This is a genomic window from Stenotrophomonas rhizophila, assembly GCF_007667275.1.
Classification (GTDB): domain Bacteria; phylum Pseudomonadota; class Gammaproteobacteria; order Xanthomonadales; family Xanthomonadaceae; genus Stenotrophomonas; species Stenotrophomonas maltophilia_AE.
In genome coordinates, this window is the sequence record NZ_VDQT01000002.1 from 106,997 (window position 1) to 131,423 (window position 24,427).

The 24,427-nt window shown below is 69.8% G+C and carries 23 protein-coding genes; 22 read left to right on the forward strand and 1 reads right to left on the reverse strand.

Annotated elements, in window-relative coordinates:
* Nucleotides 1-33: 33 nt before the first annotated feature.
* The 21 genes from FSZ13_RS06610 to FSZ13_RS06710 all read left to right on the forward strand — a co-directional run bounded on the left by FSZ13_RS06610 (nucleotide 34) and on the right by FSZ13_RS06710 (nucleotide 20,794).
* On the forward strand, nucleotides 34-768 hold the full coding sequence (locus tag FSZ13_RS06610; protein ID WP_145478666.1) for a beta-ketoacyl synthase chain length factor: 735 nt from the start codon (nucleotides 34-36) through the stop codon (nucleotides 766-768).
* On the forward strand, nucleotides 761-1,564 hold the full coding sequence (locus tag FSZ13_RS06615) for a lysophospholipid acyltransferase family protein (RefSeq protein WP_145478667.1): 804 nt from the start codon (nucleotides 761-763) through the stop codon (nucleotides 1,562-1,564). Before FSZ13_RS06610 ends, FSZ13_RS06615 begins: the two co-directional genes overlap by 8 nt.
* On the forward strand, nucleotides 1,551-1,811 hold the full coding sequence (locus FSZ13_RS06620; protein WP_145478668.1) for a phosphopantetheine-binding protein: 261 nt from the start codon (nucleotides 1,551-1,553) through the stop codon (nucleotides 1,809-1,811). Before FSZ13_RS06615 ends, FSZ13_RS06620 begins: the two co-directional genes overlap by 14 nt.
* A 19-nt stretch (nucleotides 1,812-1,830) precedes the next feature.
* A complete protein-coding gene (locus FSZ13_RS06625) occupies nucleotides 1,831-2,088 on the forward strand; it encodes an acyl carrier protein (protein ID WP_102946213.1) in 258 nt (85 codons plus the stop codon).
* Nucleotides 2,089-2,110: 22 nt separating this feature from the next.
* Nucleotides 2,111-2,662 (forward strand): hypothetical protein, encoded by a 552-nt coding sequence (locus FSZ13_RS06630; RefSeq protein WP_145478670.1) that lies wholly within the window; start codon nucleotides 2,111-2,113, stop codon nucleotides 2,660-2,662.
* On the forward strand, nucleotides 2,655-4,343 hold the full coding sequence (locus FSZ13_RS06635; RefSeq protein ID WP_145478672.1) for an AMP-binding protein: 1,689 nt from the start codon (nucleotides 2,655-2,657) through the stop codon (nucleotides 4,341-4,343). Before FSZ13_RS06630 ends, FSZ13_RS06635 begins: the two co-directional genes overlap by 8 nt.
* Nucleotides 4,336-5,112 carry a glycosyltransferase family 2 protein gene (locus tag FSZ13_RS06640; protein WP_145478674.1) on the forward strand — a complete coding sequence of 259 codons (777 nt, stop codon included), beginning with the start codon at nucleotides 4,336-4,338 and terminating at the stop codon, nucleotides 5,110-5,112. Before FSZ13_RS06635 ends, FSZ13_RS06640 begins: the two co-directional genes overlap by 8 nt.
* Nucleotides 5,109-6,056, forward strand: a complete 948-nt coding sequence (locus FSZ13_RS06645) for an acyltransferase (RefSeq protein ID WP_145478676.1) — start codon at nucleotides 5,109-5,111, stop codon at nucleotides 6,054-6,056. Before FSZ13_RS06640 ends, FSZ13_RS06645 begins: the two co-directional genes overlap by 4 nt.
* Nucleotides 6,046-7,608: an HAL/PAL/TAL family ammonia-lyase gene (locus tag FSZ13_RS06650; RefSeq protein WP_145478678.1), complete on the forward strand. Its 1,563-nt coding sequence runs from the start codon at nucleotides 6,046-6,048 to the stop codon at nucleotides 7,606-7,608. The genes FSZ13_RS06645 and FSZ13_RS06650 overlap by 11 nt, the downstream gene beginning before the upstream one ends.
* Complete coding sequence (locus FSZ13_RS06655) at nucleotides 7,595-8,017, forward strand: acyl-CoA thioesterase (protein ID WP_145478679.1); 423 nt, start codon at nucleotides 7,595-7,597, stop codon at nucleotides 8,015-8,017. Before FSZ13_RS06650 ends, FSZ13_RS06655 begins: the two co-directional genes overlap by 14 nt.
* Nucleotides 8,014-8,640, forward strand: coding sequence for a LolA family protein (locus tag FSZ13_RS06660; protein ID WP_145478681.1), 627 nt, complete (start codon nucleotides 8,014-8,016; stop codon nucleotides 8,638-8,640). Before FSZ13_RS06655 ends, FSZ13_RS06660 begins: the two co-directional genes overlap by 4 nt.
* A 4-nt stretch (nucleotides 8,641-8,644) precedes the next feature.
* The gene (locus FSZ13_RS06665) at nucleotides 8,645-11,047 is read left to right on the forward strand and encodes an MMPL family transporter (RefSeq protein WP_260844111.1); all 2,403 of its coding nucleotides are present in this window, start codon (nucleotides 8,645-8,647) and stop codon (nucleotides 11,045-11,047) included.
* Nucleotides 11,048-11,090: 43 nt separating this feature from the next.
* Nucleotides 11,091-12,332, forward strand: a complete 1,242-nt coding sequence (locus FSZ13_RS06670; RefSeq protein ID WP_145478684.1) for an NAD(P)/FAD-dependent oxidoreductase — start codon at nucleotides 11,091-11,093, stop codon at nucleotides 12,330-12,332.
* Nucleotides 12,320-12,871 carry a DUF3261 domain-containing protein gene (locus FSZ13_RS06675; protein WP_145478686.1) on the forward strand — a complete coding sequence of 184 codons (552 nt, stop codon included), beginning with the start codon at nucleotides 12,320-12,322 and terminating at the stop codon, nucleotides 12,869-12,871. Before FSZ13_RS06670 ends, FSZ13_RS06675 begins: the two co-directional genes overlap by 13 nt.
* Nucleotides 12,868-14,055, forward strand: coding sequence for a beta-ketoacyl-[acyl-carrier-protein] synthase family protein (locus FSZ13_RS06680; protein WP_145478688.1), 1,188 nt, complete (start codon nucleotides 12,868-12,870; stop codon nucleotides 14,053-14,055). The genes FSZ13_RS06675 and FSZ13_RS06680 overlap by 4 nt, the downstream gene beginning before the upstream one ends.
* Nucleotides 14,052-14,513, forward strand: coding sequence for a hotdog family protein (locus FSZ13_RS06685; RefSeq protein ID WP_186308862.1), 462 nt, complete (start codon nucleotides 14,052-14,054; stop codon nucleotides 14,511-14,513). The genes FSZ13_RS06680 and FSZ13_RS06685 overlap by 4 nt, the downstream gene beginning before the upstream one ends.
* On the forward strand, nucleotides 14,510-15,241 hold the full coding sequence (gene fabG, locus FSZ13_RS06690) for a 3-oxoacyl-ACP reductase FabG (RefSeq protein ID WP_145478690.1): 732 nt from the start codon (nucleotides 14,510-14,512) through the stop codon (nucleotides 15,239-15,241). The genes FSZ13_RS06685 and fabG overlap by 4 nt, the downstream gene beginning before the upstream one ends.
* Complete coding sequence (locus FSZ13_RS06695) at nucleotides 15,241-16,482, forward strand: beta-ketoacyl-ACP synthase (protein ID WP_145478692.1); 1,242 nt, start codon at nucleotides 15,241-15,243, stop codon at nucleotides 16,480-16,482. The genes fabG and FSZ13_RS06695 overlap by 1 nt, the downstream gene beginning before the upstream one ends.
* A 33-nt stretch (nucleotides 16,483-16,515) precedes the next feature.
* Entirely contained in the window at nucleotides 16,516-16,953 is a 438-nt protein-coding gene (locus tag FSZ13_RS06700; protein WP_145478694.1) for an excinuclease ATPase subunit, read from the forward strand.
* Nucleotides 16,954-17,183: 230 nt separating this feature from the next.
* On the forward strand, nucleotides 17,184-17,456 hold the full coding sequence (locus FSZ13_RS06705; RefSeq protein WP_145479485.1) for a YcgL domain-containing protein: 273 nt from the start codon (nucleotides 17,184-17,186) through the stop codon (nucleotides 17,454-17,456).
* A complete protein-coding gene (locus FSZ13_RS06710; RefSeq protein WP_145478695.1) occupies nucleotides 17,453-20,794 on the forward strand; it encodes an ankyrin repeat domain-containing protein in 3,342 nt (1,113 codons plus the stop codon). The genes FSZ13_RS06705 and FSZ13_RS06710 overlap by 4 nt, the downstream gene beginning before the upstream one ends.
* 15 nt (nucleotides 20,795-20,809) lie before the next feature.
* On the opposite strand, the gene FSZ13_RS06715 is transcribed toward FSZ13_RS06710, so the two are convergent.
* On the reverse strand, nucleotides 20,810-22,612 hold the full coding sequence (locus FSZ13_RS06715) for a monovalent cation:proton antiporter-2 (CPA2) family protein (RefSeq protein WP_145478697.1): 1,803 nt from the start codon (nucleotides 22,610-22,612) through the stop codon (nucleotides 20,810-20,812).
* Between the two features lie 308 nt (nucleotides 22,613-22,920).
* Between FSZ13_RS06715 and mgtE the strand changes: the two genes are divergently transcribed.
* Entirely contained in the window at nucleotides 22,921-24,288 is a 1,368-nt protein-coding gene (mgtE, locus tag FSZ13_RS06725) for a magnesium transporter (RefSeq protein ID WP_145478699.1), read from the forward strand.
* Nucleotides 24,289-24,427: the final 139 nt, after the last annotated feature.

The following is a 24,427-nucleotide window of genomic DNA, read 5'->3' on the forward strand; positions in this document are numbered from 1 at the left end:
CGGCACGCCGGTCGATGTCCAATACAGGCGCGTATGATCGAGTTCTCAGTTGTGGATTGGTCGGCCTGGGCACCGGGACTGACCACGAAATCGGAGTGGCAGGCGTGGGCGCAGGCGCCGACACTGCCCACGGGGCCCGACACGCCGGCGCTGCCTGAAGTGCCGGCCATGCAGCGTCGCCGCATCGAGCGCCTGGGCCGGATGGCCATCCAGGCCGCCTGCTGGTGCGAACAAGCCGACGATGTCGGCCAGGTCCCGCTGGTGTTCGCTTCCCGCCACGGTGACGTGGCGCGGTCGATGGAACTGCTGGACACCCTGCGCCAGGACACCGCGATGTCACCCACCGCCTTCGGGCTGTCGGTGCACAACGCCGTGGCCGCCCTGTACTCGATCGCACGCGGGCAACGCGGCAACTACCTGGCCCTGGCCGGGGGCCGCGGCACGGTGGAGGCCGCCTGCGTGGAAGCCTTCGGCCTGCTCGCCGATGGCGCGCCGGAAGTGCGCGTGGTCGCCTATGAGTCGCCGCTGCCGGCGGTGTATGCCGGCTTCGCCGACGAACCCGACCCGTTCTTCGCCTGGTGCTGGCGGCTGGCCCGCGCCGGTGCCCCGGGCACCCGGCTGTCGCTGGGCTGGGGCAAGGGCGGGCAGGACAGCCCGGCCGGCGCGCTGCCGCACAGCCTGGACGCGCTGCGCTTCCTGTTGTCCGGCGATCCGGGCCTGCAGTTCCAGGCCAATGGCCAGCAGTGGACCTGGCAGCGCCATGGCTGAGCGCTGGCAGGCCCGCCTCGACCACGCCTGGCGCGTGGTCGGTACCGGTCTCAGTTTCGCCGTCTTCGGGATCGGCGGGCTGCTGCTGGGCGGGCTGCTGTTGCCGCTCCTGCTGCTGATCCGGCATACCGCCCGGCGCCGCCGCCTGGCACGCCGGCTGGTCCAATTCAGTTTCGCCAGCCACGTCGCCCTGATGCGCGGGCTGGGGGTGATGACCTACGAGATCCACGGCGCCGAGCGCCTGCGCCGCAACGGCCTGCTGATCCTGGCCAACCACCCCACGCTGATCGACGTGGTCCTGCTGATCGCGCAGTTGCCCAACGCCGATTGCGTCGTCAAGCAGGCGGTCGCGCGCAACCCGTTCATGCGCGGGCCGGTCCGGGCCGCCGGGTACGTGTCCAACAGCGACGGCGCGGGGCTGATCGACGACTGCATCGCCGCGGTACGGGCGGGGGGCAATCTGGTGATCTTCCCCGAGGGCACCCGGACCGTGCCGGGCCAGCCGCTGCACCTGCAGCGCGGGGCCGCCAACATCGCGGTGCGGGGCCAGCTCGACATCACCCCGGTCCGGATCACCTGCCGGCCGCTCACGCTGACCAAGGGCCAGAAATGGTATCGTGTGCCATCACGTCGTTTTCACGTTCAGCTGGAAGTCGGGGACGATATCCCGATCGCCCCCTTCCTGACCGGGGCAGACGGCACGCCCAGGGGGGATGCCTTGGCGGCCCGGCGCGTGACCGATCACCTTGCCCACTACTTTGACTTTGCTGGAGACCCAAGCCGTGCAGGCACTTGAGCACGAGATCAAGGAATTGATCATTTCATCGCTTTCATTGGAAGACATCGCTCCAGAGGACATCGACGCCGAGGCGCCCCTGTTCGTGGAGGGCCTGGGCCTTGATTCGATCGATGCGCTCGAACTTGGATTGGCCCTGCAGAAAAAGTACGGTGTCAGCCTGTCCGCCGATTCGGAAGAAACCCGTCGCCATTTTTCCAGCGTGCGTGCATTGAGCGACTTCGTCGCCGCACGCCAGCCGTCGTAACGGCGCGTCAGGATTTGCCATGACCAAGAACGAACTTTTCGATCGCATCGTCAAGATCCTCAAGGACAGCTTTGAGATCGAGCCGGTACGGATCACCCCCCAGGCCCGTCTGTATGACGACCTGGACATCGACAGCATCGATGCGGTCGACCTGATCGTGCAGCTCAAGCCACTGCTCGGCCGCAACCTGCAGCCTGAAGCGTTCAAGTCGGTACGCACCGTGCAGGACATCGTCGATGTCGTGCATGGCCTGCTGCCCGGGCAAGCGGCCGCCTGACGGCCGCCGCTGAAGGTCGACCATGGTCCGGGTGCGGGTCGCGGCGTTTGCGGTGCTGTCGCTGGCGTATCCGCTGGTGGTGTACCTGTCGCTGGGCCGCTTCGAACCGCGCTGGATGGCGCTGCTTCTGTTCGCACTGGCCGCCCTGCGCGCGCTGACCACCCGCCAACCGGTGTGGTGGGCCGCCGCCCTCGGTGCCGGCCTGCTGGCGCTGCTGGCCACTGCGTTCAACCAGGCCTTGCCGTTGAAGCTGTACCCGGCGCTGGTCAATGCGGTGATGCTGGTGATCTTCGCCACCAGCCTGCGCTTCCCGCCCAGCGCGGTGGAGCGGCTGGCAAGATTGACCGAGCCGGACCTGCCGCCGTTCGCCGTGGTCTATACCCGCCGCGTCACCCAGGTGTGGTGCGGCTTTTTCGTCCTCAACGGGGCCCTGGCCCTGGTCACGGCGTTCTGGGCCTCCAACCAGGTCTGGGCGCTCTACAACGGATTGTTGGCCTACGTGATGATGGGTGTCCTGTTTGGTGGTGAATGGCTGGTGCGGCGGCGGGTGAAGGCGGCGCACGCGCATGGCTGAGTGGATCGCGCTGGACCGGTTGGCCCTGGCCCCGCAGCCCGACCGCATCGTCGGCATCGACGCCGAGGGCCGCGGTGTCGACCACGCGGAATTCCGCACCCGGGTGCTGGGCTGGCAACAGGCGTTCGCCGCCGCGCCGGGCCGCGACTGGGCGCTGTATTTCGACGACACGCTGGCCTTTGCCGCTGCGCTCTTCGGCGCCTGGCATGCGGGAAAACGCGTGTTCCTGGGCGGCGATAGCCTCCCGGCCACCCTCGACGGGCTGGGCCCTCGCGTGGCCGGGTTCGCCGGTGACGTACCCGCCCGCTATGCCCCGTTGCAGCCCCTCGACGCCGCGCCTCCGGACACCGTGCTGGCGGCGCTGGACGAGGATGCGCTGGAACTGGTGGTGTTCACCTCCGGCAGCACCGGCGCGCCCAGCGCGATCAGCAAGCGCATGCGCCAGCTGACCCGCGAGGTCGATGCGCTGCAGGCCGCCTTCGGCGAACAGCTCGACGGCGCGCAGGTCCACGGCACCGTCTCGCACCAGCACATCTACGGCCTGCTGTTCCGCGTGCTGTGGCCGTTGGCCGCGGGCCGTGCGATCCAGCCGCGCCGCTTCTTCCACGAAGACCTGGTCAGCGCGCTGGCACGGCAGCCGTCGGTGCTGGTCGCCACCCCGGCCCATCTCAAGCGCCTGCCGGAACAGCTGGACTGGTCGTCGTTGGACGGCCGCCTGCGCGCGGTGTTTTCCTCCGGCGGCCCGCTGCCCAGCGAGGCCGCACTGCAGGCGCGCGCGCTGCTCGGCGTGGCGCCCACCGAAGTGTTCGGCAGCAGCGAGACCGGCGGCATCGCCTGGCGCCGCTGGAGCGCGGAGCAGCCGCAGTGGCATCCTCTGCCCGGCGTGTCCTGGCGCATCGAGGACGGTTGCCTGTCGGTAGCGTCGCCGCACCTGGCCGATGCGGCGTGGTGGCAGACCCAGGACCGCGTGGAGGCCGATGCCGGGCGCAGTTTCCGCCTGCTCGGGCGGGCCGACCGGATCGTCAAGATCGAAGAGCGCCGAGTGTCGCTCGATGCACTGGAACAGCACCTGCGCGCGCACCCGCAGGTGCAGGACGTGCGCGTGCTGGTGCTGCCCGGGGCGCGCGAACAGCTGGCCGCCGTGGTGGTGCCGCAGGCTGCTGGCGTGGCGCAGTGGACAGACGCGCAGCGACGCCAGCAGGCGCAGGCGCTGGGCGCGCACCTGGCGCAGAGCCATGACGCGGTGACCCGGCCGCGACGCTGGCGCTTCATCGAGGAGCTGCCGTACAACGCACAGGGCAAGGTCACCGCGTCGTCGCTCGAAGCGCTGTTCCGGCCGCTGCTGCCGGTGGCGCAGTGGCAGCAGCGCGATGCGGACGCCGCGCAGCTGCTGCTGCCGCTGGACCCGGAGCTGGTCGCCTTCGACGGGCACTTCCCGCAGGCGAAGATCCTGCCGGGTGTGGTCCAGCTGGACTGGGCCATCCACTTCGCGCGCGAAGTGTTCAGCATGCCGCCGCGCTTCGAGCGGATGGATGCCCTGAAATTCCAGCATGTGGCACGTCCGGGCGACCGGCTGCAGCTGACCCTGGGCTGGGACGCGCTCAAATCGGTGCTGAGCTTCCGCTATGTGTCCGACCATGGCGTGCATGCCAGCGGCCGGGTGGTGTTCGGCGATGCATGAGCCGTCTTCCGCGCCGTCGCTGTCCACGCTGGTGGTGATTCCGGTCTACGACCACGAACAGGCCATCGGCGCGGTGGTGCAGGGCGTGCGTGCCAGTGGACTGCCCTGCCTGCTGGTGGATGACGGTTCGCACCTGGCCTGCGCGCAGGTACTGCAGGCCCTGGCGCAGGCGCACCCGGACCAGGTCGCGTTGCTGCGCCTGGACGTGAACCAGGGCAAGGGCGGCGCCATGCTGGCCGGGTTCGCCGAAGCGGCACGGCGCGGGTACTCGCACGTGCTGCAGATCGATGCCGATGGCCAGCACGATCCCGGCGACATCCCGCGCTTCCAGGCGCTGGCGACGCAGCATCCGCAGGCGGTGATCTGCGGCATTCCGGCCTACGACGAGAGCGTGCCCAAGGCGCGCCTGTACGGCCGTTACGCCACCCACATCTGGGTCTGGATCAACACCCTGTCGCTGCGGATCCGCGATTCGATGTGCGGCTTCCGCCTGTATCCGCTGGCCCCGGTCACCCGCCTGGTCGGCGAAGAAACCATCGGCCGGCGCATGGATTTCGACAGCGAGATCCTGGTGCGGCTGTTCTGGCGCGACGTGGCGGTGATCAGCGTGCCCACCCGGGTTACCTATCCCAGCGACGGCGTGTCGCACTTCGATGTGTGGCGCGACAACGTGCGCATCAGCCGCATGCACACCCGGCTGTTCTTCGGCATGCTGCGGCGCGCGCCGCGCCTGCTGTGGCGCCGCGTAGCAGGAACCGCGGCGGCATGAACGCACCGGCACCGGCCAACGCCCCGCACTGGGCCGACCTGGGTGAGACCACCTCGGCCGCCGGGGTGCTGTTCCTGTGCTGGGTACACCGCTGGTTCGGACGCTGGCCGTTCCGCCTGTGCGTATACCCGGTGGTGCTGTGCCATTGGTTGAGCAACAGCGTGGCGCGCCGCGCCTCGCTGCAGTACCTGGAGCGGCTGCAGGCGCACACCGGCGTGCTCGGCGGTACGCCGGGGCGCTTGACCAGCCTGAAACACTTCGCGCTGTTCGCCGACACGCTGCTGGACAAGCTGCTCGGCCTGGGCGGGCGCTACCCGCCCGAGCGCATCCAGCTGCAGCGCGACCTGATGCTGGAAAAGATCGCACGCCGCGAAGGCGGGCTGATCCTCACCGCGCACATCGGCTGCCTGGAGCTGTGCCAGGTGCTGGCCGAGCAGGTGCCCGGCTTCCACATCACCGTGCTGGTGCACACCGCCCACGCGCAGCGCTTCAACCGGCTGATGCAACGGCTGGACCCGCTGGCCTCGGTGGAGCTGATGCAGGTCACCGACATGGGCCCGGCCACCGCCGTGGAACTGCAGCGGCGGGTGCAGGCGGGCGGCTTCGTGGCCATCGTCGGCGACCGCGTGCCGCTGCGCGGCGGGCGCACCGTGCCGGCGCCGTTCCTCGGCCACACCGCGCAGTTCCCGATCGGTGCCTACGTGCTCGCCTCCGCGCTGGCATGCCCGGTCTACACCATGGCCTGCCTGCATGAGGGCAAGGGCTACCGCGTGCGCTTCGAGCACTTCAGCGACCGCATCATCCTGCCGCGCGGCTCGCGCGATGCGGCGCTGACCGCGCAGGCCGAACATTTCGCCCGGTGGCTGGAACAGCAGGTCACCGAAGCCCCCTTGGACTGGTTCAACTTCTTCCCCTTCTGGGATCAGGCATCTCATGGCACGTAATGCAGGCTCCACCCCGGCCCGGACGCTCCGCTTCGGCGATGCGCCGCTGACCATTGAAGACGTGGTCGCGCTGTCGCAGCGCCACGCCTACGCCGTGGTCAGCGACGACCCGGCATTCACCGCGCGCATCCAGCGCGGCGCCGATTTCCTCGATCGCCTGCTGCGCGAAGACGGGGTGATCTACGGCGTGACCACCGGCTATGGTGACTCGTGCACGGTCAACATTCCGCCGGCGCTGGTAGCCGAACTGCCGCACCACCTGTTCACCTACCACGGCTGTGGCCTGGGCCGCTTCCTGGACGAACAGGAAACCCGCGCGGTGATCGCCGCGCGCCTGGCCTCGCTGGTGCGCGGCATGTCCGGGGTCAGCCATCCGCTGCTGCAGGGCCTGGCCACGCTGCTGCGCCACGACGTGCTGCCGTTGATTCCGGCCGAAGGTTCGGTCGGCGCCAGTGGCGACCTCACTCCGCTGTCCTACGTGGCCGCCGTGCTGTGTGGCGAACGCGAAGTGATGTACCAGGGGGCACGCCGCCCGGCCGCCGAAGTGCTGGCCGAGATAGGCATGGCGCCGCTGCGGCTGCGGCCCAAGGAAGGCCTGGCGATCATGAACGGCACCGCGGTGATGACCGCGCTGGCCTGCCTGGCCTACGACCGCGCTGACTATCTCACCAAGCTCGCCACGCGCCTGACCGCGTTCAACGTGCTGGCCAGCGACGGCAATGCGCACCACTTCGACGAGATGCTGTTCGCGGCCAAGCCGCACCCGGGCCAGATGCAGATCGCCGCGCGCCTGCGCGAGGACCTGCACAGCGACCGCCCGCCGCGCAACGAACAGCGCCTGCAGGACCGCTACTCGCTGCGCTGCGCCCCGCACGTGATCGGCGTGGTCCAGGATGCGCTGCCGTTCCTGCGCCAGTTCATCGAAACCGAACTCAACAGCGCCAACGACAACCCGCTGATCGACGCCGACGGCGAACGCATCCTGCACGGCGGCCACTTCTATGGTGGCCACATCGCGTTCGCGATGGATGCGCTGAAGAACACCATCGCCAACCTGGCCGACCTGCTCGACCGCCAGCTGGCGCTGGTGGTGGATGCACGCTTCAACCACGGCCTGCCGGCCAACCTGTCGGCCTCCACCGGTGAGCGTGCGCCGATCAACCACGGCCTGAAGGCGCTGCAGATCAGCGTCTCGGCGTGGACCGCCGAAGCGCTCAAGCAGACCATGCCGGCCTCGGTGTTCTCGCGTTCCACCGAATGCCACAACCAGGACAAGGTCAGCATGGGCACCATCGCCGCGCGCGACTGCCTGCGCGTGATCGAGCTGACCGAACAGGTGGTGGCCGGCATGCTGATCGCCGCGCGCCAGGGCGTGGCGCTGCGCGAACGCGTCGGCATGAACGCCACCCTGCACGGCGACCTGGCCGCCATGTACCAGGACCTGTGCGGACGCATCGCGCTGGTCGAGGAGGATCGCGCACTGGATGGCGAGCTGCGCGGGCTGCTCGACGATATCCGTGGCCAGCGCTGGAGCCTGTATGACCGCCCCTGACCTGAGCCTGGAGGTCGCGCTGTCGCCGACCTTCCACGACTGCGACCCGATGCACGTGGTCTGGCACGGCAACTACTTCAAGTACTTCGAAGTGGCGCGCTGCGCGCTGCTGCAGCGCTACGACTACGACTACCCGCAGATGCGCGATTCCGGCTACATCTGGCCGGTGGTCGATGCGCGCGTGAAGTACATCCGTCCGCTGCTGTACGGCCAGGCGCTGCGCGTGCGCGCCACCATCACCGAGTGGGAAAACCGCTTGAAGATCGCCTACGAGATCCTCGACGCGGGCAGCGGCAAGGTGCTCACTCGCGCCCACACCATCCAGGTCGCGGTCGACGCGGCCACCAACGAAATGCTGTACCTGTGCCCCTCGGTACTGTGGGAACGGCTGGGAGTAGACGCGCCATGAACCGATTCCTGCGCACGCTGGGCGTGCTGATGCTGCTGTTCGTGGCCGTGCCCGCGTTTTCCGCCCCAACGGCGGACGTGGACCTGGTCAAGCAGCGCGTGGCCAAGGTCAACGTGCTGCGCGGCGAGTTCAGCCAGGACAAGCAGGTGGCCGGGTTCAAGAACCCGCTGCGCTCGCAGGGCCGCTTCGTGCTGGCCCAGGACCGTGGCGTGATCTGGACCACGCTCAAGCCCTTCCCGTCCGAAGTGGTGGTCACCCGCGACCGCATCCTCAGCCGCCAGCGCGACGGCAGCAGCCGGGTCGAGCTCGACGGCCGCCAGCAGCCGGCGATGCGCTCGGTCAACGCGATCATGTTCGCGCTGATGAGCGGCGATGCGCAGGCGCTGTCGGCGCAGTTCACCGTCAAGGTCGACGCACTGCCCGACAACGGCTGGCGCATGCACCTCACCCCGCGCTCGCCGATGCTGGCCAAGGTGTTCAGCGCGCTGGAACTGAGCGGTGACCGCTACGTGCGCGAGGTGCAGATCACCGAAGCCAACCAGGACGTCACCCGCATCCACTTCGCCGCCCTGAGCGAAACCCCGGCGCAGCTCAGCGCCGACGAGGGCCGCCGGTTTGAATGAGTCGTTGAACTCGGCCTGGCGCGAGAACGGGCGGTTGCAGCGCGCCTGGCGCTGGCTGGCGGTGGCCTGGCTGCTGGTGCTGGTCGGGCTGGGCCTGCAGCAGTGGCAGCTGTGGTCGACCGAAGCGCGGATCGACACCGACATCCTCGCGCTGCTGCCACAGGACGCGCACGATCGCCTGCTGTCCGACGTCACCCGGCGCATCGCCGACGCGAATTCGCGTCAGGTCGTGGTGCTGCTCGGCAGCACCGACGCTGCCCAGACCAAAGCCGCAGAAGCCGCCTTCCGCGCCACCATCACCCCACCAGATACCACCGTAGAGCGGGGCTCTGCCCCGCTGCACGCACACCCGGACCGCCCGGCGGCGCAGAGCCCCGCGCTACAGGAAAGCGGCTCGATCGAAGGCTGGTTCGACCAGGCGCGCGCCTTCTACGCGCCCTACCGCGATCGCCTGCTGACCGACCAGCAGCGCCAGCGCCTGCAGCAGGACTCCCCGGAAAGCCTTTCCGAATCCGCGCTCGCCGCGCTGTACGGCCCGATGGGCGCCCCGCGCCTCACCGACTGGCGCCAGGACCCGCTGTCGCTGTGGCCGCAGTGGTGGCAGGAACGCGCCCTCGGCTCCGGCCTGCGCATGGGCGACGACGGCCTGCTCGAAGCCGATGGCAAGCACTGGTCGGTGATCCAGTACGAAACCACCGGCTCGGCGTTCCAGCTCGATGGCGAACGCCACGTCGACCTGCTGCTCGATGCCGCCACCGCCGCCGCCACGAAACATGCGCCGGGGCTGGAAGTGCTGCGCGCGGGCGTGCCGCTGCATGCCGAGGCCGCCGCCGTGCAGGCCAACCGGGAAATCAACACCATCGGCTGGGGATCGCTGGCGGCCGTGCTGCTGCTGGTCTGGCTGGCGTTCCGCTCGCTGCGCCCGATCCTGCTGGTGGCCGCCTCGCTGCTGATCGGTTGCGGGGTCGCGCTCGCGGTCACCGTGCTGGTGTTCGGCAAGGTCCACGTGCTCACCCTGGTGTTCGGCGCATCGCTGGTCGGCGTGGCCGAGGACTACGGCATCCACTGGTTCGCGTCGCGCCAGGCCGAACCGGCCGACCGCCGGTGGAAACTGCTGCGGCACCTGCTGCCCGGCCTGTGGCTGGCGCTGCTGACCAGCGCGCTGGCGTACCTCGCGCTGGGCCTGGCCCCGTTCCCGGGCCTGCGCCAGATGGCGCTGTTCTCGGTAGTCGGCCTGGCCGCCGCGTTCCTGACCGTGATCTTCTGGTTCCCCTGGCTGGACGGCGGCGAAATCCGCAGCACGCGTTTCGCGCGCTGGCTGGGCGCCACCCTGGAGCGCTGGCCGCGCCTGCAGGGACGCCGCCCGGTCGGGTTGTTCCTGGGCGTGGTGGTGGTGCTGTCGGCGGCAGGCATCTGGCGGCTGCAGGCCGATGACAACCTGCGCAGCCTGCAGTCCTCGCCGATGGCGCTGATCAACCAGCAGATCCGCATCAGCCAGATGCTGGGCATGCCCAGTCCGGCGCAGTTCTACCTGGTGCAGGGCGACAACGCCGAACAGGTGCTGGAACGCGAGGAAGCGCTGATCGCGCGCCTGCGCGTGCTGTCGGCGGACAAGCAGATCGGCGGCTACCGCGCCATCAGCGACTGGCTGCCGTCGGTGCAGCGCCAGCGCGCCGATGCCGCGCTGACCGCGCGCGTCGAGCCGCAGGTACTGGCCGCCGTGGGCGAGGCCGTGGGCGAACCGCTGCAGCGCCCGGACTACGCCGCGCAGGACCTGCAGGCCGAGGCCTTCCTCGCGTCCCCGGCGGCCATGCCGTTCCGCCACCTGTGGCTGGGCGAAGTAGGGCAGGGCGTGGCCTCGGTGGTGATGGTCGACGACCTCTCGCGCGCCGATGCGCTGACCCTGCTGGAAGCGCAGGCCAAGGGTATCGAGGGCGTGCGCTGGGTCGACCGCACCGCCGATTTCTCCGCGCTGCTCAAGCATTACCGCAAGCTGATGAGCGCCCTGCTGCTGGTCGGCATCGTGCTGGTGTTCGCGGTGCTGTACTGGCGCTACCGCGCGCAGGCATGGCGGGTGTTCGCCCCCACGCTGGCGGCCGGCGCGCTCACCCTGGGCCTGCTTGGCCTGTTCGGGCAGCCGCTGCAGCTGTTCAACGTACTGGCGCTGATGCTGCTGCTGGGCATGGGCATCGACTACGGCATCTTCCTGATCGAACACCGGGGCGATGCCAGCGCCTGGTTGGCGGTGTGCGTGGGCGCGGCCAGTACCTGGCTCTCGTTCGGCCTGCTGGGCCTGTCGGCCACGCCGGCGCTGCGCGCGTTCGGCCTCACCCTGCTGTTCGGCATCGGCCTGGTCTGGCTGATCTCGCCCCTGTTCCGTCCACCGCCCCACGACGCACCGCACTGAGCGACCGCGCCGACCCCACTTTCCCTTGATCAAGGATGTATCGATGACTGCTGCACTGGAAACAACCGAAATCCTGGTGATCGGCGCAGGTCCCGCCGGGTCGGTCGCTGCCGCCATGCTGCGCCGGCAGGGCCGCCAGGTACTGATGCTGGAGCGCCAGCAGTTCCCGCGCTTCTCCATCGGCGAGAGCCTGCTGCCGCAGAGCATGGAATACATCGAAGCGGCCGGGCTGCTGCAGGACGTGGTCCAGGCCGGTTTCCAGTACAAGAACGGCGCGGCCTTCGTGCGCGGCGACCGCACCACCGAGTTCGATTTCCGCGACAAGTTCTCGCCGGGCTGGGGCACCACCTACCAGGTGCAGCGCGCCAACTTCGACGACGTGCTGGCCCGTGGCGCTGAGCGCATGGGCACCACCCTGCGTTTTGGCGATGAAGTGCTCTCGGTCGAGCCCGGCAGCCCAGCGCGCGTGCAGGTGCGCCGCCCGGATGGCAGCGAATACACCATCGAAGCCGGCTTCATCCTCGATGCCAGCGGTTTCGCCCGCCTGCTGCCGCGCCTGCTCAACCTCGAGTCGCCGTCGAACTTCCCGGTGCGTGGCGCGATCTTCTGCCACGTGCGCGACCACATCCCGGCCGACGCCAACTTCGACCGCAACAAGATCCTGATCACCACCCATCCCGAGCACGTGGACGTGTGGTACTGGACCATCCCGTTCTCCAACGGCTGCTGTTCGCTGGGCGTGGTGGCCGAACCGAGCTTCTTCGAGAAGTACCCCGGCACCGACCTGGAGAAGCTGCAGGCCATCGTCGGCGAAGACCCGAACCTGACCCGCCTGCTGAAGAACGCCGAATGGGCGGTGCTGCCGGTACGTACCATCACCGGGTATTCGGCCAACGTCAGTTCGCTGTGGGGCGAGGGCTACGCGCTGCTGGGCAACGCCGGCGAGTTCCTCGACCCGGTGTTTTCCTCGGGCGTGACCATCGCCTTCAAGTCCGCGCAGCTGGCCAGCGATTGCCTGGCGCGCCGCCATGCCGGCGAGCAGGTGGACTGGGAACGTGAATTCGCCGTGCCGCTGCGTGCCGGGGTGAAGACCTTCCGCCGCTTCGTCGAAGCCTGGTACGCCGGCGGTTTCCAGAAGATCATCTATCACCCCGATCCGCAGCCCGACGTGCGCCGCATGATCTCCTCGATCCTGGCCGGCTATGCGTGGGACACCAACAACCCGTACGTGGCCGATGACAGCGGCCGTCGCCTGCGGGTGCTGGAGGAACTGTGCACCGGCTGATCCTGACCCTGCTGCTGGGCGTGCTGCTGGCCGCCTGCGCCAGCACCCGCATGCCAGCGCCGCTGGTGCAGCTGCCGACCCTGCAGCTGGCGCCGTCGGCGCTGGCCGAGCCGCTGCAGCTGCAGCAGCGCCTGCAGTTCCGTTTCGGCAGCCACGAGCGCACGCTGGACGCGCTGCTGGAAGCCGACGGCGAGCAGGTGCGGCTGGCGGTGCAGGCGATGGGCCAGACCGGCGTGCGCATGGTCTGGGATGGACATACCCTGGAACAGACCCGCGCGCCCTGGCTGCCGCCACAGGTGCGCGGCGAGCGCGTGCTGGACGACCTTCAGTTCGCGCTGTGGCCGGCCGATGCCATCCGGGCTGCATTGCCGGCAGACTGGCGCCTGGTGGAGGCCGACGGTGGCCGCCGCCTGGAGCAGGCGGGCAAGGCATGGCTGGTGCTTGAACCGCTGGACGACGGGCAGGTGCGGCTGCGCAACCTGGCCGAAGGCTACGAACTGGTGATCGAATCGTTGGACATGGGACAGGCACGACAGTGAGCAGTACTGCGGTATATCTGAACGAGCTGGGCGTGATCTGTGCGCTGGGCAGCGGGCGCGCGCAGGTGCGCGACGGCCTGTTCGCCGACCAGCCCGGCGGCCTGCGCGACAACGACCAGATCCTCGCCGGCCGGACCCTGGCCCTGGGCGAAGTGACCGGCCCCTTGCCCGACCTGTCGGCGCTGCCGGTCGCCCTGCGCGGGCGCAACAATGCGCTGCTGGAAGCGGCGCTGCAGCAGATCCGCCCGGCGGTGGATGCCGCCGTGGCCCGCCATGGGGCCGACCGCGTCGCGGTGATCATCGGCACCAGCACCTCCGGCATCGGTGAATCCGAGGGCGCGCTGCGCCTGCAGGCCGACGAAGGCCGCTGGCCTGACGATTTCGATTACGCCCAGCAGGAAATGGGGACCTCGGCGCGTTTCGTGCGCGAACGCATCGGCAGCCTGGGCCCGGCCTGGACGATCTCCACCGCGTGTTCGTCCAGTGCCAAGGCGCTGATGTCCGCCGCGCGCCTGCTGCGCAGCGGCGTCGTCGACGCAGTGGTCGCCGGCGGCGCCGATTCGTTGTGCCGCTTCACCGTGGCCGGTTTCAGCGCGCTCGAGTCGGTGTCGGCGGCGCGCTGCAATCCGTTCTCGCGGCATCGCAACGGCATCAACATCGGCGAGGGCGCGGCGCTGTTCCTCATGAGCCGCGAGCCCGGGCCGGTGCGCCTGTCCGGCTGGGGCGAGTCGTCCGACGCCCACCACATGTCCGCGCCGGACCCGCAGGCGCGTGGCGCGATCGATGCCATGCAGCAGGCGCTGGAGCGCGCCGGGCTGGCGCCCGGGCAGGTCGATTACGTGAACCTGCACGGCACCGCCACTGGCCACAACGACGCCATGGAAAGCCTGGCGGTGGCCAGCGTGCTGGGCCCGCAGGTGCCGGCCAGCTCGACCAAACCGCTCACCGGGCACACTCTGGGTGCGTCCGGGGCGATCGAAGCGGCGCTGTGCTGGCTGACGTTGGCCGACAATCCCGACCAGCAGCTGCCCACGCACTGGTGGGATGGCCAGGTCGACGACGCGCTGCCGGCGCTGGCGCTGGTCGCGCCGGGCGCGCGCGCGGCCCGGCCGCTGCAGCATGTGCTCAGCCACTCGTTCGCCTTCGGTGGCAGCAATGCCGTGCTGGCGCTGGCACGGGGATGAGCATGCCGCTGCCCAGCGATATCGAAAGCCTGCTGCCGCACCGCGACAGCATGCGGCTGATCGACCGGGTGGTCGATTGGCAGCCTGAATCCATCGTCGTGGAGGTGGATGTACCCGAACGTGGCCTGTTCTCCGGCCCCGACGGGGTGCCGGCCTGGGTCGGCGTGGAGTACATGGCGCAGGCCATCGCCGCCTGGGCCGGGTGCCGCGCGCGGGCCGAAGGACGGCAGCCGTCGATCGGCTTCCTGCTCGGCACGCGGCGCTACACCGCCCACCAGCCGGCCTTCGCCCCGGGCGCCTGCCTGCGGGTGGAGGCACATTGCGAGCTGATGGGCGAAAATGGTCTGGGAATGTTTGCCTGCCGGATCCTGGCCGGCGAGCAGGAATTGGCGGTCGCCAACGTATCGGTGTTCGAACCACGCGATGCGATGGCCTATCTGGAGAGTGGAGAGGCATGACAGGGAATCTGACCGTGCTGGTGACTGGCGCCAGCCGGGGCATCGGCCGCGCCGTGGCGCTGCGTATCGCGCGCGACGGCTTCGACGTGGTGGTGCATTGCCGCAGCCGGATCGAGGAAGCGCAGGACGTGGTCGCGCAGATCCAGGCACTCGGCCGGCAGGCCCGCGTGCTGATGTTCGACGTGTCCGACCGCGAGGCCGCGCGTACGGCGCTGGAGGCTGATGTCGAGGCGCATGGCGCCTACTACGGCGTGGTCTGCAACGCGGGCATCGCCCGTGACGGCGCCTTCCCGGCCATGCCCGCCGAGGACTGGGACGCCGTGGTGCACACCAACCTGGACAGCTTCTACAACGTGCTGCACCCGCTGGTGATGCCGATGGTGCGGCGGCGCAAGCCGGGCCGCATCGTCACCCTGTCCTCGGTCTCGGGGCTGGTCGGCAATCGCGGCCAGACCAACTACAGCGCCGCCAAGGCCGGCATCATCGGCGCCACCAAGGCGCTGGCGCTGGAGCTGGCCAGCCGCGCGATCACCGTCAACTGCGTGGCGCCGGGCCTGATCGAGACCGAGATGGTCAACCAGGAAGTGCTCGACCACGCGCTCAAACTGATTCCTGCCGGGCGCATGGGCCAGCCGGACGAAGTCGCGCATGCGGTCTCCTTCCTGCTTTCCGAATCGGCGGGGTACATCACCCGCCAGGTGATCTCGGTCAACGGAGGCATGGTCTGATGCGCGCGCCCGAACGTCGTGTGGTGGTGACCGGTGCGGCCGCGATCAGCCCGCTGGGCAATGACTGGCCGAGCATCCGCGCGCGCCTGCATGCGCGCGAAAACGCGGTGCGCTACATCCCCGGCTGGGAGGTCTTCGATGGCCTGAACACCCGCCTGGCCGCACCGGCGGAAGACTTCGAGCTGCCATCCAACTACAATCGCAAGACCACCCGCAGCATGGGCAAGGTCGCGGTGATGTCGGTGCGCGCCACCGAGCTGGCGCTGGACGCGGCGGGCCTGCTCGGCCACCCGGTGCTGCGCAGCGGCCGGGCCGGCGTGGCTTACGGCTCGTCGTCGGGCAGCCATGAAGCGACCGCCGAATTCGGCCGCATGCTGCATGACCACACCACCGAAGGCATCAGCGCCACCACCTACCTGAAGATGATGAGCCACACCTCGCCGGTGAACATCGGCGTGTTCTTCGGCCTGTCCGGGCGGGTCTACACCACCTCCAGCGCCTGTACCTCGGGCAGCCAGGGCGTGGGCTCGGGGTATGAGGCGATCCGCAGCGGCAAGCAGACGGTGATGGTCACCGGCGGCGCCGAACAGCTCGATGCCACCGCCGCGGCGGTGTTCGACACCCTGTTCGCCACCAGCGTGCGCAACGACGCACCGCAGACCACCCCCAGCCCGTTCGACGCCAACCGCGACGGCCTGGTGCTGGGCGAGGGTGCCGGTACGCTGATCCTGGAAGAACTGGAACACGCGCGCGCACGCGGCGCCACCATCCTCGCCGAAGTGGTCGGCTACGGCACCAACAGCGACGGCCAGCACGTCACCCAGCCCACCGCCGAGACCATGGCCCAGGCCATGCGCCTGGCGCTGGAAGATGCCGGCCTGGAACCGGGCCAGATCGGCTACGTCAACGCACACGGCACCGCCACCGAACATGGCGACATCGCCGAGACCCAGGCCACCGCGCAGGTGTTCGGCGCCGGCATGCCGATCAGCTCGCTGAAGAGTTATGTCGGCCACATGCTGGGTGCGTGCGGCGCGTTCGAAGCCTGGGTCACCATCGAAATGATGCGCGAGGGCTGGTTTGCTCCGACCCTGAACCTGCACCAGGTCGACCCGCGCTGCGGCGAACTCGACTTCATCCGCGGCGAAGGGCGCCAGATGCAGCCCGAGTACGTGATGAGCAACAACTTCGCCTTCGGCGGCATCAACACCTCGTTGATCTTCCGCCGCTGGCAGGACTGAACACCCCCGCTTCACCAACAAGGAGAAAGTTGAATGCGTCGTTTTGCCCTGATTGCCACCGCTGCCCTGCTTGCCGTCGCCAGCACCGCCCAGGCCCGTGACACCCGCGTCGAGCTGCCGCTCGGCGAACTGCTCGGTTCCCAGGCCGCCAAGGATGCCGGTATCGACGGCAGCGTCCGTTTCTACCTGGCCGGCCAGAAGGTCAATGTCCTGGACCGCCTGGGCGAGGATGTGACCAACAAGAAGACCAACGCCGCCAACAAGAGCGACGAAGAGGCATGCCGCTGGGTGGCCCTGTCGGCGATCAAGGCCCTGCAGGACGGCGCGAAGTCGCGCGGCGCCAACGCCGTGGTCGACGTTGTCAGCTACTACAAGAAGAACGAATTCAAGAGCGCCACCAACTATGAGTGCTACGCCGGCACCATCCTCGCCGGCGTCGCCCTGAAGGGCACCTACGCAAAGGTGAAATAACGCAAAGCGTTATTTCACCGGTAGCAGCCGACCGTTGGTCGGATGGCCTTGCCACCGTCGTTCCCCGCGAACGACGGTGGCGGCTCTACCTGAACAACCCGACCACATTGATGAACCTGAATCTGTCCCGCGCCAACAAACCGGCGCCTTTCCCGGCAGATGGCTATCGGACCCGCGTGGTTTCCGACACAATCGACGTATCTATTCCCAGGGCGACCGCCCCGCGGGCAATGCAAGCCTACGTCTACAAAAGCCAACGCAAGCAGGACACCTACGTCTACCTCGCCGCCCGCGACGCCTTCGATGCACTTCCAGATGCATTGAACGCCACCCTGGCGCCGTTCGCATTCGTGCTGGAAGTCGCCCTGACCCCTGACCGTCGCCTCGCCCTGGCCGACGTCGAGCAGGTGCGCGCCAACCTGGCCGAACGCGGGTTCCACCTGCAGATGCCGCCGCCGCTGGTCGCGCCGGTGCGGGTCCCGCGCCGCGATGACCCGCGATGACTGAGTCCCTGCGCAGCCGCGCCATCGCCATTGCCGTCACCCTCGGCAGCCTGCTGTCGCTGGCCGTGGTGCTGGGCGGCGTGCCGGCAGCGCTGGGTGTCGCGCTGGCGCAGCCGGCGTTCGCGCTTGGCGTGTCCTGGTGGCGCCGCAGCCGCACGGTTCCCGCGCTGGCCCAGCTGGGCCGACAGGATCTGCCAGCGCTGGCCGCGCTGTGGTCGCTGGGGCCGGCGGCCTTCGCGTTGCTGGTGTCCTGGCCGCTGGGCGCGCTGCACGACAGCGGCAGCCTCGCTGCCGCACTCGGCCTGAGCGTGGCGGTGAGCGCCGCGCTGCTGGGGGTCTGGCGGACCTGGCCGCTCTGGAACGAAATCGAACGCAGTGACGGCAGCCTGGCGCGGCATTGGCGCAGCCTGGCCACGCGCGACCTCAGCGCCTGGCGCGGCCTGGCCGTGGCCGCCCTGGTCGTGGCCGTCTGCGCCCTGGTGGTGGTACCGGCATGGCCCGGCCTGCTGGCCGACAGCCTGCGCTGGCCGTTCGCACTGGCGGTGCTGATCGGTTCGCCGCTGGCCCACTTCGCCCTGCAGCGCATCGCCCCGGCCGACCCGCTGGCCGCACGCAGCGTGCTGGAGCCGGCCGACGCCGTATTCGCTGCCGCTGCCCACGACGATGGCACGAGCCAGCCATTGGAACCGCTGGGCCAGCATGAACGCCTGCCGGCGCTGTACGAGGCTGCGCGTAGTGGCCGCGTTGATCGGGCCTTGCAGCTGCTCGCCGCCGGCGCCGATCCGCATGGCCTGCCTGACCCGGGCTGGCGCGACCAGCGCAGCCTGGTGGTGCTGGCCGCCGTGCTGCCGGACCTGCGCCTGCTGCGCGAGCTGATCGCGCGCGGCGTCGGCGTCAATACGCCGCACCGCGGCATGACCCCGCTCCTGGCAGCGACCCGCGACAGCTGGCACGGCCGCCCCGAAGCGGTGATGACCCTGCTCGCCAACGGCGCCGATTCGCGCGCGGTCGACAGCGACGGCAACACCCCGCTGCATCATGCCGCCCGCAGTTCCGACCCCGGCGTGGCCGCACTGCTGCGCGACGCCGCCGCCGAGGTGGATGCCCTGAACCACGACGGCTGGTCGCCGCTCGCGGTGGCCTGCCAGGTCGGCAACTGGCGCCTGGCCCGGTTCCTGCTCGAGCGCGGTGCGCGCACTGAACCGGCTGACGGCACCCCGGTACTGCTGGCCGCGGCCGGCACCGAAGAAGACGATCCGGCCGGCGTACAGCTGCTGCTCAAGCACAAGGCCCGCGCCGACGCCCGCGACCGCCAGCGCCGCAGCGCCCTGCACGAAGCCGCCCTGGCCGGGCATGTGGACATCATCGACGTACTGCTGGCCGCGGGCGCCAACCTGGAAGCGCGCGACGCGCTGTCGCGCACGCCGTGGCTGGAAGCGGCGCGTGCCGGTCGCGCGGCGGTGGTCGAACACCTGCTGCCGCACAAGCCCGACCTGCATGCGCTGGACGTGGAAGGACGCAATGCGGTGCTGCTGGCGTGCATGGCCGACAGCGTGTCGCCGCTGCTGGTGCGCCGCCTGCTCGACCTGGGTATCGCCGCCGACGTGCCCGACCCGCAGGGGCGCCGCGCCGTGGACATTGCCGCCGCCGCCGGGCGCTGGGCCATCGTGTCGCTGCTGGACCGCAGCTATCCGCTGCCGGTCGCGGTCACCGATGGCCTCGCCGGCGCCGGCGACGCCGCGATCGAGCCGGGCGCGCCGAGCCTGCCGGACCGACCGCCGCTGGACCTGCTGCGCGAAGCGCTGGGCTTCGGCAATGTCGATGGCATGCCCACGCTGGCCCGCCTGTGTACGCCGGAGGAGCTGGGCGGCCTGCTGCACGACGCCGAACTGGCCCTGGACCCGCACGCGGTGGAATGGCTGCTGGCGCACGGCGCCGCGCCGGAAGTGCTGGATGCGTGCGGCGACACCCCGATGTTCGCGCTGCTGGCGCGCGGCATCGACGCGGTGCCGGCGCTGCAGGTGCTGCTGCGCCGGGGCGTGTCGCCGGCCGGTGCCGGCGGCCTGGCCCGCCTGCTGGCCGCCTGTGCCCAGCACGACCAGGCCGCGCGCGGCCTGGAACAGCTCGCGCTGGAACTGCTCGAGCGCGGTGCCGACCCGTTCGCGGCCTCGCCCGCAGGTGATCCGCCGCTGTCGCTGGCGGTGCGGCTGGGCTGGCTGCGCCTGCAGCAGGCCCTGCTGACCCTGGGCGTGGATCGCGAAGCCCGCGACAGCCACGGCATGACCGCCCTGCACCTGGCCACCGCGCTGGCCCGCGAGGGTTCGCTGAAGCTGCTGGTGCAGCAGGGCGCATCGCCCGAAGCACGCGCCGCCGACGGCCAGACCCCGCTGGGCGTGGCGCTGTCGATCGGCCGCCGCGACCTCGCCGACTGGCTGGACTGGCGGGTGTGGCCGCTGCCGCGCCGCGCGCTGCGTGCGGCCGACCTGCCGGCCGCGGCCATGGCCGGCGACGCGGATGCGGTGCGCCGTTTGAACGACTTGGGCTTTGCCGTCGACGTGGTCGATGCGCAGGGCTGCACCGCGCTGCTGCGTGCTGCAGGCGGCGGCCACCTTGCGGTGGTCGACCTGCTGCTGGCACGCGGCGCCAACCCGCAGCACGCTGCGGCCAGCGGGGCCACGCCGCTGTCGGCAGCGGTCAGCATGCGCCAGATCGACATCGTCTCGGCCCTGCTCGATGCCGGTGCCGAACTGGAATATCGCCTGCCCGGCGGGGTGACCGTGCTCATGCTGGCCTCGGCGCTCGGCCTGCCCGACATCGCCGCACGCCTGCTTACCGCCGGTGCCAACGTGCATGCCGGCGACGCCCAGCAGCTGGGCCCGCTGCACTGCGCCGCGCTGTATGGCTTCGGTGCGCGCGACCGCTCGCGCCTGCTGGCGCTGCTGGATACGCTGCTGCTGGCCGGCGCCGAACCCGACCAGGCCGCCGCCGGCGCGGTCACGCCGCTGCTGCTGCTGCTGGGCGCCCGTGCCGAGCCCGGCACCGCCTGCGACGAACAGGTGGTGCTGGCGGCGGTCGAGCGCCTGCTGGATGAAGAAGTGTCGCTGGACGTGCGCGACCCGCGCGGCTTCGGTCCGCTGCACCTGGCCGCCCTGCACGGGTTGCCGCTGCTGGTGCAGCGCCTGCTGCGTGCCGGCGCCGACCCCGACGTACGCGACGCCCTCAACCGCAGCCCGCGCGAGATCGCGGTGATGCGCGGTTTCATCGACGTGGCCGGCGAGTTCGAGCCGCGCGTGCCGGGCGTGTCCTCGATGGCAAGATTCCTGCGCGATAACGGGTAATCGCGGCGCGCCTCGTCAATCGCGGCGGTCGGCGTCGGTTCCGTCGGCGCGGCCGGCATCGGCCTCGAACAGGCGCATCAGGTCCGCCCTGGCGTCGCGCGAGGTCTGCATCACCGCGGCCTCGTCGTCGTAGACCAGGTACTGGTCGCGGAGCAGTTTTTCATCGTGCTCGCGGAAACGCTCCACGTGGTTGCGGGCCGTGTCGCCGGGGATGCCCAGCGCGGTCAGCACGCGCTCGCTCATGTCCAGGCTGGTCCCGAACACCTCGCGGAACGGTTCGGCCGACATGTCCATCAACCGCCAGGCATGCTGGCGGTTGCGCGCACGCGCCAGCACCACTGCATTTGGATACATGCGCCGGATCAACCGTGTCGCGTGCATGTTCGCGTCCGGATCATCCAGCGTGATCACGAACACGCGCACGTTCTCGCCGCCGGCCGCGCGCAGCATCTCCGGTCGGGTCGGGTCGCCGTAGTACAGCTTGTTGCCGAAACGACGCAGGTCCGACACCGTATCCGGGTTCGCTTCCAGTGCAATGAACGGGATCTTCTGCGCGGTCAGCAGGCGCGCCACCACCTGGCCGAAGCGGCCCATGCCGGCGATCATCACGCTGGGCTGGGTGCCGCCCGTGTCGATGGTGTCGGCCGCGGGCCTGTCGCCGGCGACCTCGTGTTCGCCGCCCAGCAACCGCAGCAGCCCGATCAGCAGCAGCGGCGTGAGCGCCATCGACAGGCCGACGATCGCCACCAGCCGGTCGTGGTTGGCGTTGCCGAGCAGGTTCGCGCGCTGCGCTTCGTTGAACACCACGAACGCGAACTCACCGCCCAGCCACAGCACGCTGCCGAGCAGCAGCGCGTGCCGCGTGCTCAGTCTGGCCAGCTTGCCGATGCCGAACAGCAGGCTGAACTTCACCACCAGCAGCACCGCCACCCCGAGCGCGATCGCCCACGGTTCGGCCACCACCCGGTCCAGGTCGATGCCCATGCCCACGGCGATGAAGAACAGGCCCAGCAACAATCCCTTGAACGGCTCGATCTGCGATTCCAGCTCATGCCGGAATTCCGAATCCGAGAGCAGCACGCCGGCCAGGAACGCGCCCAGGCTGGGGCTCAGACCCACCGTCTGCATGAACCACGCCGTGCCCAGCACCACCAGCAGCGCCATCGCGGTGAACACTTCCGGGCTGCGCGTGCGCGCCACGGTGTTGAACAGCCAGCGCAGCACCGGTCGCCCGCACAGGATCACCACCGCCAGTGCGCCCAGCGCCACCGCCACGTCGTTCCATTGCAGGGTTTCATTGCGGGCCCCGCCCAGCAGCGGAATCGCCGCCAGCAGCGGAATCGCGATCAGGTCCTGGAACAGCAGGATGGCAAAGCCCAGCCGGCCGTAATCGGTGTTGAGCCCCTTGTGTTCGGACAGCAGCTGCAGGCCCACCGCGGTGGACGACAGCGCCAGCGCGATGCCCACGATCAGCGCCCCCTTCCAGTGGAAGTGGTCCAGCATCAGCAGGCTGCCCAGCACCACCGCGCTCAGCGCCACCTGCGCGGTGCCGGCACCGAACACCGAGCGCCGCATCACCTTCAGCCGCGTGGGCGACAGCTCCAACCCGATCACGAACAGCAACATCACCACGCCGATCTCGGCCGCGCCGAGGATCCGGTCGGCGTCCTGTACGAAGCCCAGCCCGTCCGGGCCGAGCACCACGCCCGCCGCCAGGTAGCCCAGCACGGCACCCAGCCCGAGTTTCTTGAACACCGGCACCGCGATCACCGCAGCCAACAGCAACACCAGGGCCAGGACCAGCGCACCGCTATGCATGGGGAAACCTGCGCATCGCATCATCGGCCTGTCGCCGGCGGCCCATTATGCGGCCCGGCGCGTCAAACGACCTTCAACCGGGCCCGAACGAGGGCCCGCAAGGGGTTGACCCGGTCTGCGCGCGGGTCCAGACTGCCGCCCGCTGACCGCGCCGGCACGGTGCGCCCAGCGAAACCCTTCCGGAGTCCACACCCATGTCCAGCGACAGTAGAAGTCGACCTTGCTCGACGCCAGCGATGGCCACCGCCTGACACGGGACGGTTCGCCAGCGTTGGCGTCGCGCATACGCGATCCACAAGGCGAACCCCATGAACCAGAAAGACCTCCTGCGCCCGGCGGCCGATGCGGCCCTGGGCGCGCCCCTGCAGGACTTCAACACCGCCGACGCGGTGGAATACCTCAACACCCTGGAGCTGTCGCGCGCCGCCGACACGCTGGCCGCGTTGCCGCTGCCGCGTGCGGTGAAAATGCTCGAACAGCCCGAGCTGACCCGCAGTGGCGACCTGGTCGCCGCGTTGCCGGAAACCAAGGCGGCCGCGCTGCTGGGCCTGATGGCCGACGACCGCGCCACCGACATCGTCCATGAGCTGGACGAAGACGAACGCGCCCGGCTGATCCCGCTGCTCAGCGCCGAATCGCGCCAGGCCATCCAGCAGCTGCTCAGCTATCCCGCGCACACCGCCGGCGCATTGATGACCACCGAGTTCGTCAGCGTGCCGGCCGACTGGACAGTGGGCCGCACCCTGCAGCACATCCGCGAGGTCGAGCGCACCCGCGAAACCGTGTACGCCATCTACGTGCTCGACCCGCACAGCCAGGCCCTGCAGCAGGTGGTGACCATGCGCCGCCTGATCACCGGCCTGCCCGACGAGCCGATCCTGGAGGTTGCCCAGGTCAACCCGCCGGTGACCGTCGATGCCATGCTCGACCAGGAAGAAGTGGCGCAGCTGATCCGCCGCCACGACCTGCTGGCCATTCCGGTGGTGGACGCGCGCCAGCAGGTGCTGGGCATCGTCACCGTGGACGACATCCTCGATGCCCTGATCGAAGAATCCACCGAGGACGCGCACAAGTTCGGCGGCATGGAAGCGCTGGAAAAGCCGTACATGCAGATCGGTTTCTTCGAGATGCTGCGCAAGCGCGCCGGCTGGCTCAGCGTGCTGTTCCTCGGCGAAATGCTTACCGCCAGCGCCATGCAGCATTACGAGGACGAGCTGGCCCGCGCCGTGGTGCTGACCCTGTTCATTCCGCTGATCATGAGTTCGGGCGGCAACTCCGGCTCGCAGGCCACCTCGCTGCTGATCCGCAGCCTGGCGTTGCGTGAACTGCGCCTGCGCGACTGGTGGAAGGTGGCGCTGCGCGAAGTGCCGACCGGCATCACCCTGGGCGCCATCCTTGGCGTGCTGGCGATCATCCGCATCGTGTCCTGGCAGCTGCTCGGCCTGCACGACTACGGCGAGCACTGGCAGCTGCTGGCGCTGACCATCGGCGCGGCCCTGGTCGGCATCGTCACCTTCGGCTCGCTGTCCGGCTCGATGCTGCCGTTCATCCTGAAGCGTCTCGGCTTCGACCCGGCCAGCGCCTCGGCACCGTTCGTGGCGACCCTGGTCGACGTGACCGGGCTGGTGATCTATTTCAGCATCGCCGCGATGATCCTGCGCGGCACGCTCCTTTAGTTGGATGGGATCCGACCCTACCGCTGTCGCGCCATGCGTGTGGTACGGCATACCCCGTCGGCGCTGCTGGAACATCTGGCCTCTCCTGCGCGGGATCATCCCAACCGCACCGCGAGCCGTGTACCGTGTCACCACGTGT